This window comes from Paenibacillus lupini (assembly GCF_011761355.1).
Taxonomy (GTDB): Bacteria; Bacillota; Bacilli; order Paenibacillales; family Paenibacillaceae; genus Pristimantibacillus; species Pristimantibacillus lupini.
In genome coordinates, this window is the sequence record NZ_JAASRW010000012.1 from 65,108 (window position 1) to 81,491 (window position 16,384).

At 46.2% G+C, this 16,384-nt stretch carries 16 protein-coding genes and 2 pseudogenes; 15 read left to right on the plus strand and 3 right to left on the minus strand.

Annotation, left to right across the window (positions count from 1 at the left end; translation table 11 throughout):
• The first annotated feature begins 131 nt into the window (after window positions 1-131).
• The 4 genes from FHS17_RS28330 (at window position 132) to groL (ending at window position 4,117) form a co-directional block, all read left to right on the plus strand.
• Window positions 132-1,304, plus strand: coding sequence for a YhgE/Pip domain-containing protein (locus FHS17_RS28330; protein ID WP_341805930.1), 1,173 nt, complete (start codon window positions 132-134; stop codon window positions 1,302-1,304).
• A 26-nt stretch (window positions 1,305-1,330) separates the two neighbouring features.
• Window positions 1,331-1,921, plus strand: a complete 591-nt coding sequence (locus FHS17_RS28335; RefSeq protein ID WP_167282517.1) for a TetR family transcriptional regulator — start codon at window positions 1,331-1,333, stop codon at window positions 1,919-1,921.
• A 219-nt stretch (window positions 1,922-2,140) separates the two neighbouring features.
• Window positions 2,141-2,422: a co-chaperone GroES gene (groES, locus tag FHS17_RS28340; protein ID WP_167282519.1), complete on the plus strand. Its 282-nt coding sequence runs from the start codon at window positions 2,141-2,143 to the stop codon at window positions 2,420-2,422.
• 66 nt (window positions 2,423-2,488) lie between these two features.
• Window positions 2,489-4,117 (plus strand): chaperonin GroEL, encoded by a 1,629-nt coding sequence (gene groL, locus FHS17_RS28345; protein WP_167282521.1) that lies wholly within the window; start codon window positions 2,489-2,491, stop codon window positions 4,115-4,117.
• Window positions 4,118-4,201: 84 nt separating this feature from the next.
• Here the strand turns inward: groL and FHS17_RS30765 are convergent, their stop codons facing one another.
• Together FHS17_RS30765 and FHS17_RS30770 are read right to left on the minus strand one after the other, a co-directional pair.
• Window positions 4,202-4,531, minus strand: a complete 330-nt coding sequence (locus FHS17_RS30765; RefSeq protein WP_243865585.1) for a tyrosine-type recombinase/integrase — start codon at window positions 4,529-4,531, stop codon at window positions 4,202-4,204.
• The gene (locus tag FHS17_RS30770) at window positions 4,414-4,860 is read right to left on the minus strand and encodes a site-specific integrase (protein ID WP_341805936.1); all 447 of its coding nucleotides are present in this window, start codon (window positions 4,858-4,860) and stop codon (window positions 4,414-4,416) included. Before FHS17_RS30770 ends, FHS17_RS30765 begins: the two co-directional genes overlap by 118 nt.
• A gap of 224 nt (window positions 4,861-5,084) precedes the next feature.
• Here FHS17_RS30770 and FHS17_RS28355 point away from each other — a divergent pair.
• From FHS17_RS28355 to FHS17_RS28385, 7 genes and pseudogenes are all read left to right on the plus strand, one after another.
• A pseudogene (locus FHS17_RS28355) lies at window positions 5,085-5,306 on the plus strand (transposase domain-containing protein); the annotation flags it as partial.
• Between the two features lie 17 nt (window positions 5,307-5,323).
• Window positions 5,324-5,440: a hypothetical protein gene (locus tag FHS17_RS30775; RefSeq protein ID WP_243865594.1), complete on the plus strand. Its 117-nt coding sequence runs from the start codon at window positions 5,324-5,326 to the stop codon at window positions 5,438-5,440.
• A gap of 187 nt (window positions 5,441-5,627) precedes the next feature.
• On the plus strand, window positions 5,628-6,665 hold the full coding sequence (locus FHS17_RS28365; protein WP_341805932.1) for an LCP family protein: 1,038 nt from the start codon (window positions 5,628-5,630) through the stop codon (window positions 6,663-6,665).
• Between the two features lies 1 nt (window position 6,666).
• Complete coding sequence (locus tag FHS17_RS28370; RefSeq protein ID WP_167282523.1) at window positions 6,667-8,454, plus strand: acyltransferase family protein; 1,788 nt, start codon at window positions 6,667-6,669, stop codon at window positions 8,452-8,454.
• Between the two features lie 124 nt (window positions 8,455-8,578).
• Window positions 8,579-9,235: a response regulator transcription factor gene (locus FHS17_RS28375; protein WP_167282525.1), complete on the plus strand. Its 657-nt coding sequence runs from the start codon at window positions 8,579-8,581 to the stop codon at window positions 9,233-9,235.
• A gap of 2 nt (window positions 9,236-9,237) precedes the next feature.
• Window positions 9,238-10,665 carry a sensor histidine kinase gene (locus tag FHS17_RS28380; RefSeq protein WP_167282527.1) on the plus strand — a complete coding sequence of 476 codons (1,428 nt, stop codon included), beginning with the start codon at window positions 9,238-9,240 and terminating at the stop codon, window positions 10,663-10,665.
• Window positions 10,662-11,396, plus strand: a complete 735-nt coding sequence (locus FHS17_RS28385) for a hypothetical protein (protein ID WP_167282529.1) — start codon at window positions 10,662-10,664, stop codon at window positions 11,394-11,396. Before FHS17_RS28380 ends, FHS17_RS28385 begins: the two co-directional genes overlap by 4 nt.
• A 46-nt stretch (window positions 11,397-11,442) precedes the next feature.
• Here FHS17_RS28385 and FHS17_RS28390 read toward each other — a convergent pair.
• Window positions 11,443-11,845, minus strand: a pseudogene (locus FHS17_RS28390) (2-oxo acid dehydrogenase subunit E2); the annotation flags it as partial.
• Between the two features lie 652 nt (window positions 11,846-12,497).
• Here FHS17_RS28390 and FHS17_RS28395 point away from each other — a divergent pair.
• The 4 genes from FHS17_RS28395 to FHS17_RS28410 all read left to right on the plus strand — a co-directional run bounded on the left by FHS17_RS28395 (window position 12,498) and on the right by FHS17_RS28410 (window position 16,378).
• Window positions 12,498-13,178, plus strand: coding sequence for a FadR/GntR family transcriptional regulator (locus FHS17_RS28395; RefSeq protein ID WP_167282531.1), 681 nt, complete (start codon window positions 12,498-12,500; stop codon window positions 13,176-13,178).
• Between the two features lie 95 nt (window positions 13,179-13,273).
• Window positions 13,274-14,599 carry an ABC transporter substrate-binding protein gene (locus FHS17_RS28400; protein ID WP_167282533.1) on the plus strand — a complete coding sequence of 442 codons (1,326 nt, stop codon included), beginning with the start codon at window positions 13,274-13,276 and terminating at the stop codon, window positions 14,597-14,599.
• A gap of 69 nt (window positions 14,600-14,668) precedes the next feature.
• Window positions 14,669-15,550, plus strand: coding sequence for a carbohydrate ABC transporter permease (locus FHS17_RS28405; protein ID WP_167282535.1), 882 nt, complete (start codon window positions 14,669-14,671; stop codon window positions 15,548-15,550).
• Window positions 15,551-16,378 (plus strand): carbohydrate ABC transporter permease, encoded by an 828-nt coding sequence (locus tag FHS17_RS28410; RefSeq protein ID WP_167282537.1) that lies wholly within the window; start codon window positions 15,551-15,553, stop codon window positions 16,376-16,378.
• Window positions 16,379-16,384 lie beyond the last annotated feature (6 nt).

A 16,384-nucleotide genomic window follows, 5' to 3' on the forward strand; every position in this document is an offset into this window, starting at 1 on the left:
TTTCTAGTTAGTACACTCGTTTTATCTATTCTTAAACATATATGTAGTGTCGGTTGACAGGGGGCAAAGGTCCTGCTATTGTTTAAACAGATGTTTTAAACAAATGTTTAACAGACAAGAGAGATAGAGGAGTGGAGAATTTGAAACAGGCACTACAGGCTTTTATGAAGCGTCCGACGACATGGGTTGGGATCATTACAGCTTTAACGTTCCAAATTGTATTTTCTCTGATTTGGATGACAGGGTATGACGGGGTTACAGATCGTACAACTCAACTGCATATCGCAATTGTTAACAAGGATGGGCAGCTTGGAGAACAGGTTGCATCTAATCTTATGAAGGAACTACCATTCAAGATGTCACAGATCGATAATCTCGAAGAGGCGAAGAATCAGCTAGATGCGCGAAAGCTGCAGATGGTTATTTATATGCCGGAGGATTTCTCACAGAAAACGGCATCTCCGGACGGACACGCCAATATTCAATATTGGATTAATGAGTCGAACCCTGCTTTAATTAAAAGTATGATGAGTGGGGTTGCGGAACAGGTTACGGCTGAGGTTAACAAGCAAGCTGTTGCAGCGGGTGTCACAGCAACGCTTGGAGAGGCAACCCAGATGCCGGAGGAGCAGGCCGCTTCAACAGCACAAAGCCTGGCTGAAAGAGTGACTGCGGATATTCAATCGACAAATGCCATTCACGGCATGAATAATCAAATGGTACCGATGATGATGGTGCTTGCTTCGTACGTGGGAGCTATGATTATGGGGATGAACCTGGAGCAATCGGCTATGGCGATCCAGGGAAGCGTTAGCCGTTGGAGACGATTCGCTGCAAGAAGTGTCATTAACATAGCTGCTGCAGTTGTTGTATCTTTAGTAGGCTCGACGCTGTTGTATTCACTAGGCGGGCAAATTGAGCAGGGCTTTATCCATCTTTGGTTATTCGAAATGCTGTTCTTGCTCACCTTTATGTTCGTCTCGCAAATGTTCCTGTACTTGTTCGGAATGGCAGGTATGCTGTTCAATATTATGCTGCTGTCGGCTCAATTGGTGTCCTCTGGAACGATTGTACCGCGTGAGCTGTTGTCAGATTTCTATGTTGGTTTAGGTGCTGTTCTGCCCGCAACCTATGCGGTGGAAGGGAATATGAATCTGCTCTTTGGTGGTCCTGGAGTTGGCCAGGAAGCAGCAGTCCTGTTCTTAATTACGGCGGTTGCTGTACTAATTAGTGCCGCTGCTGTAGCAGTGAAGGGAAGCAGAAGCAGTAGCAGACAGTCTGAGGCAACGATTGCATCAAAATAAATAGTATAGCTGGGGGATTTCACGGAATGAATACGAATGAGAGTGATGTGAAAACACGTCTATTGCTTGCGGCGAAAAAGCTGTTTGCCAGTCAAGGCTTCGAGGGGACAACAGTAAGGCAAATTTGCGAGGCGGCGGGCGGGGCGAATGTCGCTCTTATCTCGTATCATTTTGGCGGTAAAGAGAATATGTTCGCTGCATTGTTTGATCATTTTTTTCCATTCAATCAGTTTGCCGAAGTAGACAAAAACTTGCCGCCTATGGAAGGCGTCAAGCTGGTCATTAGGGAAGTAACCAGGTTTCGCTATTCTGATCCAGAGCTTATTCACATTATCCAGCATGAAATATTACTGAACACTTCCCGCATTGAGAAAATTCAATATTATGTCATGCCTATTTGGCAGTCGCTGCGGCACTGGCTGGAAGTTGGCCGCGATCAAGGCCTCTTCGAGATTAGATCGCTTGACTTCGCTTTATTCTCGATTGCAGGTGTGTTGTTATTTAATCGCAACTCGGACTATTGGCAGTTCGTAATAAGCGATGAGCCATATAGTCTGGAGACGACAATCGAAGAACTGACATTTTTTATTATGAACGGCATCATGGCAAAGCAGTAATTGAAGACGGTATACGCGATTTGTGCGTATGCCGTCTTTTGGCTAGGGCTATAATGGTGAAGGCATGATTGAGAGGTTGTTAAATAACTGCAAAAATGACTGCAGACACTTGAAATTAGGCCCGAAAATGAGTATGATAAAAATGGTTGTTAGCACTTCAAGGTTACGAGTGCTAATAAAAAACAATAAGCGACAAATTTTTTAAGGAGGCTATTTTCAATGATCAGACCTTTGGGTGAACGCGTATTGATCGAACCGATCGCAAAAGAAGAAACGACTGCCAGCGGCATCGTTCTGCCGGATACGGCTAAAGAAAAACCGCAAGAAGGTAAAGTGGTGGCAGTAGGCAGCGGTACAGTGAAAAACGGCGAACGTCTTGCGCTTGAAGTTCAAGTCGGCGACCGCGTTCTTTTCTCTAAATATGCGGGAACAGAAATCAAATACGAAGGCAAAGAGTATTTGATTATGAAGGAAAGCGACATTCACGCGATCTTTGGATAAGCCCGTTTCTTAACATAGAGGGCAAGAAGCAAGATACTTATTATATTTTTTGGGAGGTAACTGGTAATGGCAAAGGAAATTAAATTTAGCGAAGAAGCTCGCCGCGCAATGCTGCGTGGTGTTGATCAACTTGCAAATGCGGTTAAAGTAACGCTTGGTCCTAAAGGCCGTAACGTGGTACTGGAGAAGAAATTCGGCAGCCCGCTCATCACGAATGACGGTGTTTCCATAGCGAAAGAAATCGAGCTGGAAGATGCATTCGAGAACATGGGTGCTCAACTTGTTAAAGAAGTAGCTACAAAAACGAACGATGTTGCCGGCGACGGTACTACAACAGCAACAGTTCTGGCTCAAGCGATGATTCGCGAAGGTCTGAAAAACGTTACTGCAGGTGCTAACCCTATGGTTATCCGCAAAGGTATCGAAAAAGCGGTTAAAGCTGCAGTTGAAGAACTGAAAGCAATCGCTAAACCAATCGAAGGCAAACAATCGATCGCACAAGTTGCATCGATCTCGTCTGCTGACGACGAAGTTGGCCAACTGATTGCAGAAGCAATGGAGAAAGTTGGAAATGACGGCGTTATTACCGTTGAAGAATCGAAAGGCTTCGTAACGGAGCTTGAAGTGGTTGAAGGTATGCAATTCGACCGCGGTTATGTATCTCCATACATGATCACTGACACAGATAAAATGGAAGCTGTCCTCGACAATCCATACATTCTGATCACAGATAAAAAAATCTCGAACATTCAAGAGATCCTTCCGGTTCTGGAGAAAGTTGTTCAATCCGGCAAGCAGCTCCTGATCATCGCAGAAGACATCGAAGGCGAAGCGCAAGCTACGCTCGTACTGAACAAACTGCGCGGCACATTCACTTGCGTAGGCGTTAAAGCTCCAGGCTTCGGCGACCGCCGCAAAGCAATGCTGGCTGACATCGCTGCTCTGACTGGCGCTCAAGTTGTTACAGAAGAGCTCGGCCTTGAGCTGAAATCGGCATCTGTGGACCAACTCGGTTCCGCTCGCCAAGTTCGTATTACAAAAGAAAACACGATCATTGTTGATGGCAGTGGCAACCCTGCTGACATCCAAGCTCGTGTTAACCAAATCCGCGTACAACTGGAAGAAACAACTTCCGAGTTCGACCGTGAGAAACTGCAAGAGCGTCTGGCTAAACTGGCTGGCGGCGTAGCGGTTATCAAAGTCGGCGCGGCTACTGAAACAGAACTGAAAGAGCGTAAGCTCCGCATTGAAGATGCCCTGAACTCGACTCGCGCTGCGGTTGAAGAAGGTATCGTATCTGGTGGCGGTACTGCTCTGATCAACGTATACAAAGCTGTTGCAGCTGTTCAAACAAATGGCGACGAGCAAACTGGCGTTAACATCGTATTACGCTCCCTTGAAGAGCCGCTTCGCACAATCGCTGCGAACGCAGGTCAAGAAGGTTCCGTAATCGTTGAGCGTCTGAAAAACGAAAAAGTTGGTATTGGTTACAATGCCGCTACTGGCGAATGGGTGAACATGTTCGAAGCGGGTATCGTTGACCCTGCTAAAGTAACTCGTTCCGCTCTGCAAAACGCAGCTTCCGTAGCAGCTATGTTCCTGACAACTGAAGCAGTTGTTGCTGACAAACCTGAGAAAAATGCTCCAGCTATGCCTGATATGGGCGGCATGGGCGGTATGGGCGGCATGATGTAATAAATGCCTTTAGCCCTTGATTTATAAGGGATTTAAGGTGTCGGGGTATCCTGAGGGTAACTAAAGGGTAACATCGGCGGAAAATTAGAGGCTTTTCATGAGTTCACCGAACTTATGGGAAGCCTCTTTTTTCTTTGGTTTGGTGACGTGCAAATACACGTTCTTAGTCGTATCATCGTCTTTATGGCCAAGTCGCGCCATAATCGTTTCTAAGCTTACTCCTGCTTCAGCCAGCAATGAAGTGTGTGTATGGCGCAGGGAATGGGGCGTTAGCTCAGGGTTGAGTTTAGCTTGTTTCAGCAGCCTAGCCATTCGGTGTTGAATTTGCTTGAGGTACTCCGGGTAGCCTGCATTCTTTTCATCGGATTTAGCGAATATAAAATCATGATCATGGTAGCTCTTACGGTATCGCATCTTAATGGCGTTCTGTTTACCCGCAGGCGCTCAAGCTCATTAATAACAATATCCTCAACGTCGATGACACGTTTCGAGGTTTTCGTTTTTGGTGGTAGGATATGATATTCTTTCGTATTGTTCGTCGGGTTGTAATACGTCTTCGTGAAGCTTATTGTATGTTCTGTAAAGTTGATATCCCGCCATTTCAGTGCACATAGCTCTCCAGCGCGAATGCCTGTGTATGCTAAAATCAAGAAAATGACATAGTCACCTTCTAAACCATATTCCTTGGCAGTATCCAGAAAGAGCTTAAGTTCTTCCTTCTCTAGATATTTTGGAACCTCTATCTCCTGTTCAAGCTCTTCTACCGTCTTCTGGGTCTAGGGTCGCTCTTGATTATCTCAAGCTCAACGGCTCGCTTGAAAATCATACGCCCCGTACGATGGATACCGACAATAGTATTATCGGCGTAGTCTTGCGATTTAAGGTGAAAAAGAGCATCTTGAACTTTGTAATCATTTCGCCATAGGTGCTTACAGGGATTAGGTGTTTGTTATCTAATGAGTAAAGTATGGAAAAACATGCAGATACACCAACCATTGAAACTCTACAACAACAAATTATTGAACTATCGGCCAAGCTCAAATGGTACGAAGAGCAGTTCCGCTTAGCGCAGAAAAAGCGGTTTGGTGCTTCCAGTGAGCAGACGCATCCGGATCAATTAGAACTCTCATTGTTCAATGAAGCCGAGCGACGATCTACAGCGTCATCGAGACGGCGAAGGAAAACGGGCTTCTTCCGTTCCAATATCTGAAGTACCTGTTCGAGCAGCTTCCACAGCTTCCGGATCCACAAAATCCAGAGGCATTCGAGCCTTATTTGCCATGGTCATCTTCGCTTCCGATTACTTGTCGTGTTATGGAGTAGGCGTGATCTAGTTGGAGGTTATATGACGCTTACCTTAAGTGCAAACCGTCTCTTTCGTCATACGACGTAAGGGACGGTTTTTTATTTTCTTTTCCGACTTTACAACTTCATTACAACTCTTCCTTATTGTGAATACATTCCGATCCTATACTCAATTTTGCACCAAGAAAGACTAGGAGGAACTTCCGTGAGAAAAAAAACAGCTAGATCTCGAAAGAAATGGATCATAGGAGTCAGCATTACTGCTTTGATTCTAATGCTCTTCGGTTACTTCGGCTATCAAGGCTTCGGAGTCTATCATGCTTTGGATGGTCTGGACCAGTCTAAAGACGAACTTCAAATCGGTGCACATCAGGAGGATGAAACCATGAAGCCCGAAGAATGGACGGGAACGGAGCCCGTCAACATCCTGCTGATGGGAGGTGACAATAGAGGGCTGAATAAGAATGAATCGGCTCGGTCCGATTCCTTGCTGGTAGTCTCGATGAACCCGGTAACTAAGCAAGCACGCCTGTTTTCCGTGCTGCGTGATACTTATGTTTCTATTGCAGGTCATGATGAAGGGCGGATTAATACGGCGCTTGCACTAGGCGGTCCAAATCTGGCGATGAAGACGGTAGGCGACTTGCTTGGCTTGGATATCCAATATTATGTATATACCGATTTTGAAGGCTTTAAATCGCTGATCGATGCAATCGGCGGTGTAGAGTTAGATGTAGAGAAAGCTATGAATTATACGGATAACGCGGACGGCAATCGTTATGATATTCATTTGAAAAAAGGTCTTCAAAAACTCGACGGGACCAACGCGCTGGGATATGTCCGTTTTCGACACGACGCAATGAGCGATTTCGCCCGAACCGAAAGGCAGCGCAAGCTGCTGGCCGCTGTTGCGGACAAGCTGAAGTCCGGCTGGAATTTGACCAAAATGAAACCAATCGTGGAAAGCGTCGCCCCTTACGTTCAATCGAATTTGGATGTTTCCGACATGATGGAACTGGCTGCCCTAGGTTTCAAAAGCCAAATGGCGGGTTCTGCGCAAGTGCCGCCAATGGATTTGCTCGAAGGCAGGAAGGTTCATGGAGCCTCAGTATTAGCCGTCAAAAACGAAGAGGAAGTACACGAGTATGTGAAAGAGCTGCTGGAAAACAACAACAACGCGAACGATAGCGATGCTGGTACAGCTCCTGATTCCGGTGCGGGTGTTGTTGGTGGAGGGAAATAATATGCCGCTAGCTGTAAAAAAACGATATATGCCCGGCTTGGACGGTTTGCGGGCTATCGCCGTACTCGCTGTCATCGCCTATCATTTCGGTTGGCCTATTGCCTCTGGGGGCTTGCTGGGAGTTGCCGTATTCTTCGTTTTATCCGGCTACCTCATTACCGATTTGCTTCTGGAGGAAAGAAGAAGCACCGGAAGATTTAATCTTCGACGGTTCTGGATCAGGCGGTCCTTAAGACTGCTTCCGGCCATGCTGCTGATGCTTATTGCCGTAACTGTCTATCTGGCGTTTACCGACCCCGGAAGATTATTCAATATTCGTGGGGAGCTTCTGTCCGCTCTCACCTACACAAGCAACTGGTATCTTATCTACCGGCAAGTTTCTTATTTCGAAAGCTTTGGCCCGATATCGCCAATTGGCCATTTGTGGTCGCTGGCGGTGGAAGAGCAGTTTTACCTGTTATGGCCTTTATTCCTATGGGGGATGTTCCGCTTCATTCCATTCCCGACGAGGGGTAAGCTGGCAGCAGTGACTTTGGCTGTTGCAGCCGTTTCTCTCTTAGCCATGGCGTTCTTGTACGTGCCGGGGACTGATCCGAGCAGGGTCTACTATGGTACGGATACACGTGCATTTGGGCTCTTGATTGGTGCAGCATTCGCCTTTTTTATTCCCAGCCGCAAGCTAGCCGAGCCCCTCCAGAGGGGAAGCGTTTTGCTGGATGCAATCGGGGCAATTGGACTTTGTATCTCGCTTTGTATGATTGTGAGCGTAGACAAATATGACGATTCGCTGTACAGGGGCGGCATGCTTGTCTTGTCAGTGGCTTCCGGACTTGTCATTCTCGCTTCAGCGAGCCCGTTCAGCAAGATAGGCAAGCTATTATCCTGGAAGCCGCTTCGCTGGCTCGGAGTTCGTTCCTACGGTATCTATTTATGGCATTATCCGGTGCAAGTGCTGACTGGCCCTAAGGATCCCGGTGAAGATTCGAGCCTGCTGTACCAGCTTATTCAATTAGCTATAATCCTTATCATTTCCAGCTTATCTTACCACTATATTGAGAATCCGATTCGTACCGGCACACTGTTTAAAAACAAGAAAAAGGAGAGAGTATCTATGAAGTCTAAAAAAATGAAAAATGTTTTTCGAACAATCACGTTGGGCTTGGCTATTATGATTGTGCTTCTCAGCACAGCATGCGAAGGTGCTGGAAGCAATAAACCAACCCCTCTGAGCGAAACGAATGCAGAGACAACTGCGAATATTCCCGATACGGCGACACCGACACCGACAGATACACCAAGCCATTCACCGGAAACGCGTGGGGGACAAACGGGGGGAGTAACGGCGATTGGAGATTCCGTAATCGTTGGTGTAAAACCGGCTTTGAAAAAGCTCATTCCAAACATTATTGTCGATGGCAAAGTAAGCCGGCAATTATCAGACGCGATTGATGTAGTGAATGCATTAAAGTCTGATCATCAACTAGGAGATACCGTTATCATCGAGCTTGGAACGAATGGACCGTTTGGTTCCAAAAAGCTGAATGAGCTATTGGATGCAATCGGAGACGACAAGCAAATTTATGTAGTTAATTCTCGCGTTCCAAGAGATTGGCAGGATACGGTGAACAAGACGCTGGCTGAAGCGGCCGATGAGCATTCCAATGTGAAATTGATAGATTGGCATGCCTTCAGCAAAGGTAAGAAGGAATGGTTCACGAAAGACGGTGTTCATTTGCAGCCGAATGGAGCAGAAGCTTACGCTGGACTTATTGCGGAAGCGATTCGATAAGGTACTGACCGTTCCCCTTTTGGATTATTTTGTTTTCCGGATATTTCGTTTTATTTAAGAATTGACGGCTACAATGAGTAATGCCCGGAGTAACGGATAATAGGAAAAAGTGGGGAAGCTGGCCATGGACAAAAAGATACTGATCGTCGAAGACGATCCTAACATATCAAATATTATTAAGATGAATCTCGCTCTTATCCATTATGAAACTGAACAGGTCTATGATGGAATCTCGGCGCTTGAGGCGCTTGAGCGCGAGAAGTTTGATCTTGTTCTCTTGGATGTTATGATCCCGAAGCTTGATGGCTATGCCCTGATGGAAAAAATCAGACCTAAAGGGATACCTGTTATTTTCTTGACTGCAAAAAATACCGTATTCGATAAAGTAACCGGTCTCAAACTTGGGGCCGACGATTATATGGTCAAACCATTTGAGGGGATAGAACTGCTTGCCCGGATTGAAACCGTGCTGCGCCGATATGGCAAGGAAGAAGCGGAGATTATAATCGATGACGTTCGCGTGTATCCTAACAAAAGAATAGCGACATTAAAAGATGAACCGGTGGAGCTGACACCCAAGGAATTTGATCTGCTTGTCGTTCTGATTAATAACAAAAACCTCGCGCTTTCCAGGGAGCAGTTTCTTGATAAAGTATGGGGCATTGACTATTACGGTGATACGAGAACGGTTGACGTGCATATCAAGTCGCTGCGCAAAAAGCTTGGACTTCACGACCGGATCAAGACCATCTTCAAAATCGGTTACCGGCTGGAGGATTAGCCATGAAGTTTTGGCATAAAATTTTTACGTATTCGATACTGGTTTTTATCCTTATCTTCAATGCAACCTCAGTCATCGTCATTGAACGAAATCATGGCAAAATGCTCACTCGCGAAATCAATAATGCGTTAAGTCAGAATATGAATATTCACTCGAGTGTAGACGCCATATTGCCGATCGTCCTTATCTACGATTCCGAGCAGTACGAGAAGAATGTGCTTGCGAATATTGCTAAAGCATTTGTTGGCAAGGTTGGTGACGAAGGCGTGTATATGACGATTACGAATGATAAAGGAAAGAGCATCTATAACAATACTGATTTTGAAATATCCTTGAACCGGGCAGAAACGGAAAAGCTGAAATCGGATGAAATTAGGTATATTGTGAGGGATGTCGGTAAGCGAACCATCTTGTTTACCTCAAACCTAACGGAAATCAATCGGAAAATATATACGTTTACTTATATGAAGGACATTACATCCGTTTACCGGGAGCGCATGGATCAGTATCGATTTTATCTAAAGGTCGATATTATCGCTTGTTCTGCTTATATGCTGATCATGTTTATCGTGAGCAGAAGACTGACCATACCTATACACCGCCTTATTCGTACTGCACAATTTATCGCTGCAGGAGCTTTCTCCGAGCGCGCGGAATCGAGATCGAAGGATGAAATCGGTGTATTAGCAAACAATTTTAATATTATGGCATCGGTTATAGAGGAAAAAATCAAAGATTTGGAAAGGCTTAATCGGGAAAAACAATTGTTTATCGATAATTTCACGCATGAGCTAAAAACGCCGTTAACCTCTATTATCGGTTATGCGGACTACCTTAGAACGGCCAAAACAGATGCTTCCCAGCTGCTGGATGGGTTAAACGTGATTTTGTCCGAGGGAAAGCGGCTCGAATCCCTTTCGTTTAAGTTAATGAATTTGATCATGCTTGAAGGAACCGAGTATCCGATGGAAGATATGGAATTCTGCTCGATCCTTGCCGAGATTAAGCCTGCTTTGGAAATGAAAGCAAGGGTAAAACGAATAGCGATAAAGACTAGCTGCGAGACCGCCCGACTGCCTCTGGAGAAAGATTTGATGAAGATTCTGATTTTTAATCTCGTTGACAACGCGATCAAGGCTTCGTCGGAGAGTCAATGCATCGCGATCCGGACTTTCCGTCAGGGCTCGGATTATATCTTGGAAATTGAAGATGAAGGGATGGGGATTGAAAGTGAGCATCTGGATCGTATTTTCGAACCGTTCTATATGACGGATAAAGCCCGATCGAGGAGAAATAACGGTACCGGACTTGGACTTTCCATTTGCCAGAGCATAGCGACGCTGCACAATGCCGTCATAAGCGTGAGAAGCGTGCCGGACCGTGGAACAACGTTCAGCATCACCTTCAGACGGGGAGGAGCAGTGCTATGAACAGGTTAGCCTTCATTCTCTTAACATTTACACTCCTGCTTCTGATGACCGGCTGTGGCTCTCTTTTTAATCCTGTCCCAAAGAACGTCGTCATGGTTAAGAAAATCAAGGAAAACGATAAAAATAATGAAGTTTCCATGCCTGGAGGAGTCCTTTCCGTGGAAACAACAAAGTCACTTGGGCTAAATGCGCTTGGGAAGTATTTCGATATTCAGCTTTCTCCTGATCAGGTTCAATTCGAAGTGACAGTGGTGGATATTAACGCGCTTAAGGGGCTAGTCGAGCAGAATATACATCCGGATGAAAGAAAAGATGCCGAAGCGATGCTTAAAGAGGTGCCTGAGGGTTTATTTTATCTGACCATTACCTCCCCAAGCAAGGAGAGATACGAGCTTGTATTGAATGCGGGAACCGGTGATGTGCTAAAAATCTCTAATCAAAACAATAGTAATTCTGGTCTGAAAGAGTTCGATCTTGATTATTCAAATAGGATAGATAAGTTTCTTCAAGAGAAGCAGGGGTTAAAATCGGAGGATATCAAGCAAGTTGAAAAAATGTTTTCAGAAAATGAAGATACCTATGTATACAGAAATCTGAAGGATAACCGTCTCAGATACGTAATCGAGGTGGATATACCGCAAAATAAGGTAACGGGATTTAGTAAAGACATAATGGCGCTGCTTACCTGGAGTGCTAAGATCTCTGCCAAGGTTCCAACCCTGCATCAATAAAAAAAGGCCGTACCCAAGTCATAACGACTAGGTACGGCCTTTCCCATTAACCCTCGAGAAGAAGAGTTTCTGGATCTTCAAGCATTTCTTTTACTTTTACAAGGAAGCGTACGGCTTCTGCGCCGTCAAACGATACGGTGATCGTAAGTGAGGGCAATGTACATCATTGGACGGTTCTCCGAACGCTCAGCATCGATCGCTACCGGACGAAGCTGGATTTTGTGCATACCCAGAATACCAACTTGCGGAGCATTCAGGATTGGAGTCGACAGCAAGGAACCGAAAGTACCACCGTTAGTGATGGTGAACGTACCACCTTGCAGCTCATCCAGCGACAACGAGTTGTCACGAGCTTTTTTAGCCAAGGATACGATCGATTTCTCAATTTCAGCGAAGCTCAGGCGGTCTGCGTCACGTACGACTGGAACAACCAGACCTTCTTTAGCCGATCTCAACAGCTTTTGAGAAGATCATTCTTCCGGTGGTATGGATCCCGGAAATCGTAAGTATAACCGAGTCCGTATCTACACTGTGTACCGGTGCCTGGCGTGACACACGGAAAAAAAGAGAGAATCCTTCGGATTAAACGGAGGATTCTCTCTTCAATATATTGCTGGATTTGCCTAAGCAGAGTCTGGGGAAGCACATCTTTCCCGCTTTTGTAACGCCCCATCGAGGCACTCCTCTAAAATTTGATTAATTTGGCTTTCGTTGGCTTGTTTAGCGTTAAACATGGCTAACCCTCCTCCTGTCATATTTTGCGATGCAATTATGATCAAATGGAAGGGGGAACCGATAAAGGCTCCCCCTATATGGGCATTCGCTTACGCGAATACCACCTCGTGGATCTGAATCATTTCGTTCAGCCTCCTTTCCGGTCATTTCGTCGGCCCGACATCTATATTAACGCATACAAAGACGGCATCCCGCAAGGTCAAAAACGGTTAAATTTGTATTTTTCCAAATAAGTCCCACTCAAATATTCGCAGCAGTGGATTTGGGACAGAAGTAGGCATTCCGCTGCAACGCGAGTACAGTTGACATTCTCAAAATATTTACATAAAATTCACCTATCTGACAGGTACAAAGGGTGGTTGAACTATGAATCGTAAAATCAAGAAGCAGCATATGCATGAACTCGTGTCGGAAGAAATCATCAAATATATTGCCGACAAGGAGCTGGAGGAAGGGGACAAGCTTCCGTCCGTCGACGAGCTCGTTTCGATGTTCGGAGTTGGCCGTTCTTCCTTGCGCGAAGCGCTGCGATATTTGGAAGCGATTGAAATCGTTAAGGTTATTAACGGTAAAGGCATTTATGTAAGCGATTCCGGTTCTTACCGATACAGCGGAAAAGTAAAAATTGACGACGAAAAATCGTTTTTGCTTAATATTTTGGATGTTCGGAGGGCGCTGGAGGGCAAAGCCGTCGAGCTGGCCGCGAAACGGATCACGGACGGCAAGATCAAGGAGATGAAGGCGTGTTTGGCAGAATACGACGAGCAAAAACAGAAAGGCCTGGATACGTCGGCGATTGATTACGAATTCCATCAGCATATTTACGACGCCGCAGCTAATCCGCTGCTTCACAGCGTGTATGATTCCATTTCGGAGCTGATCAAAAAGTTTTTCTCGGGTCCGTTCGGGGTGAAAGAACTGTTCGATAATACGTACCTGTTCCACCGCACCTTATTCGACGGCATTGCAAACCATGATTGGGAGCATGCGCTAACAGAATTTAATAAAATGATGGATATTATCGAAGAGACCATACGGGAATATTGACAGAAAATTTAGATATTGACAATTCGTAAAGGGCTAACTTATATTAAACCTATCAGACAGGTATACAGTATGATACTCATTGAAGGGGGATTCCAATGCAACAAATGTTTTGGAAGAAATCACTGTTATCCGTATCTATGATTGGTTTGACACTTAGTTTGACTGTAACGGCTTGCAGTTCTTCCGGTTCCGATAACGGAAATGGAGGAGAAGGCAAGGTTGTTACGCTGCGCATGATCGAAAGCTTGACCAGTCCTAACCGCACAGCAATCATTCAAGAAGGCATAAAGGCATTTATGGATCAGAACCCGAACATTAAGGTCGAATTAATTTCGCCTCCGTTCGATCAGGCCGACAACAAAATCAGAACCATGCTGAACGCGAAGCAAGATCTTGACGTGCTGGAGGTTCGCGATCTCAATGTGGCGGAATTCGTGAACAATGGCTACGTGGAACCGCTGAACGAATATGCAAAAAACTGGGATAACTTCGGCACCGTCACTTCCGTCGCCCAGTCCGTCGCTACGGTTGACGATAAGCTGTATTTTATTGCAAATGGACTATATCAACGGCAGTTGTTTTATCGAGCGGATTGGCTGAAAGAAGCGGGCATCGCCGTTCCGACTACATACCAGGAGCTGGTAGACGCTTCCGTGAAGCTGACCGATCCTTCCAAGAACCGATTTGGCTTCTCGTTCCGCGGAGGTGCCGGTGCAAATGCTGTTCCGGATACGATGATTCAGGCTTACAGTTCGGAGAAGATCAACATCGATGACGCGATGTTCCTGAAGGACGGCGGCACCATTTACTCGTCTCCCCAAGCGAAGGAAGCGGTTGAACAGTACGTGAAGTTGTATAAAGAAGGTTCCCCGCCGGATTCCATTAACTGGGGTTTTCAGGAACAAGTGCAGGCATTCTCGTCCGGCGTAACGGCATTCCTGCTGCAGGATCCGGATGTCATTCAGACATTGACAGGCAGCATGGAGGAAGGCACTTGGGCAACTGCTTCGATGCCGAAGGGACCGCAGGGCAAATCGCTGATCTCCGCCGGCGGAGCGGGATGGGGGATCACTTCTTATTCCAAAAACAAAGAAGCAGCCTGGAAGCTGATCAGCTTCCTGTCGTCGCCGGAAGAGAACACGAAGCTGTCGAAAAGCCACGGCACCGTTCCGATTCATTCTTCTGCTACGGAGGACGCTTTCTTCCAAAGCGGACCGTACAAGACGCTGCTTGATATGACGAATCAGCCGGATACGTTCATTAACTTCAAGCCGCCATTCCAATATCCTGCGAACGGACAATGGGGTACGGTAGCCATGGAATCCGGACAAAGCATGCTGCTCGGACAAACGAGCATAGAAGATACGTTGAAGAAATGGGACGATTATTGGGTGAAAGCAAAAGCCGAATTGAACAAGTAACCGGTATATACGCGGTGGGCGGCATGACAACCGTTCACCGCATTTTACTAGCGGGGAAGGTGAGAGGGCATGAGCAAAGAGCGAAGGTACATATTACTCAGTTTGCTTCCTGCATTGGCATTGCTGCTGGTGTTTACGTTCTATCCTTTTTTGCAAGGTGTCGTGATGGCGTTTCAGAATTATGTACTGTTTGATCTGACGAACGTGAAGTTCATTGGATTTCAAAATTTTGAAACCGCGTTTCGGGATGCCAAGTTTCTTTCGGCACTGGAGAACAGCGCGTATTGGGTGTTCTTTTCTCTTGTATTGCAGTTCCTGGTAGGCTTGTCGCTTGCGCTTACGTTGCGCAAAAACTTCAGAGGAAGAGGCGTTTATCAAGGCTTTGTTTTCTATTCCTGGGCCTTGTCCGGGTTTTTGATCGGTCTGATCTGGAAGTGGATGTTCAACTCGCAGATCGGCGTCATTAACGATCTGTTAATGCGGACGGGTCTCATCGATACCCGGATCGGATTCCTCTCCGACCCGAAATGGGCGATGACGTCGGTTATCATTGCAAACGTATGGTACGGTATCGCTTTTTTTGCGATTATGCTGCTAGCAGCGCTGCAATCGGTGCCCGCGGATTTGTACGAAGCGGCGGAAATGGATGGAGCCGGCGGGCTGCGCAAGTTTTTTAGCGTGACGTTTCCGTATATTCTGCCGACCGTTATTGCAACCACTCTGCTGCGGGCTATCTGGATATTCAATGATCCGTCCATCATTTATGGTCTTACGAACGGAGGGCCTGCCGGAACGACCCATATTCTCTCCTCGCTTATGCTGGAGAAGATTATCTATGGCGGGGATTACGGGATGGCGGCAGCGATTGGAGTTATCATGATTATCATTCTTATGCTGTATACCGTGTTTTATTTATTCTCTACAAGATCGGAAAAGGCTGGTGATTTCTAGATGAAGCTGCGTTTGCTCACGGGTCTGAAGTCACTTTATCTCGCTGCTTATTTTCTGATCATGGTATTCCCGCTATATTGGATCGTGATCACTTCGCTCAAGCCGAAGAAGGAGATTTTCTCTCTGCCGATTCAATATTGGCCGGAGAAGTTGACGCTCGAAAATTACGCTAACATTTTTAAAGTTTCAAAGTTTCATGTCTATATCGGCAATAGTCTGCTAATTTCAGTGATTGCCGCCCTTATCGTTATTTGTATTGCCACGTTGAGCGGCTATGTCATGGCCCGGTTCCAGTTCCGGGGTCATAAACAAATAATGATGGCTTTCTTCATGACGCAAATGCTGCCCGGCTTTATTTCGCTGGCACCGCTTTATCTGCTGATGTCTGATATGAACCTGATCAACAATCGCCTTTCTTTGGTCCTTACGTATACGGTCATGCTTATCCCTTTCTCAACCATTATGCTGCGTGGTTTCTTCCAGCGCATTCCAAGCAGTCTGGAAGAAGCAGCGATGATTGATGGCTGCTCCCGCTTGACGGCACTGATCCGGGTCATCATTCCCGTGATGCTGCCGGGTATTGCATCGACTTTTATTTTTGCATTCGTACAAAATTGGAACGAGCTGTTTATGGCGGTTATGTTCATTGACGACGAAAGCCTGAAGACGTTGCCCGTGGCGATGAACTCCTTCGTCATGAAGTTCGACGTGGATTGGGGTTCGATGTCCGCCGGTACCGTATTGTCGGTCATTCCGACCGTCGTTCTCTTCGCTTTCGCTCAGCGTTATATCGTGGAAGGGCTGACGCAAGGCGCCGAGAAAGGTTAGCAGAAG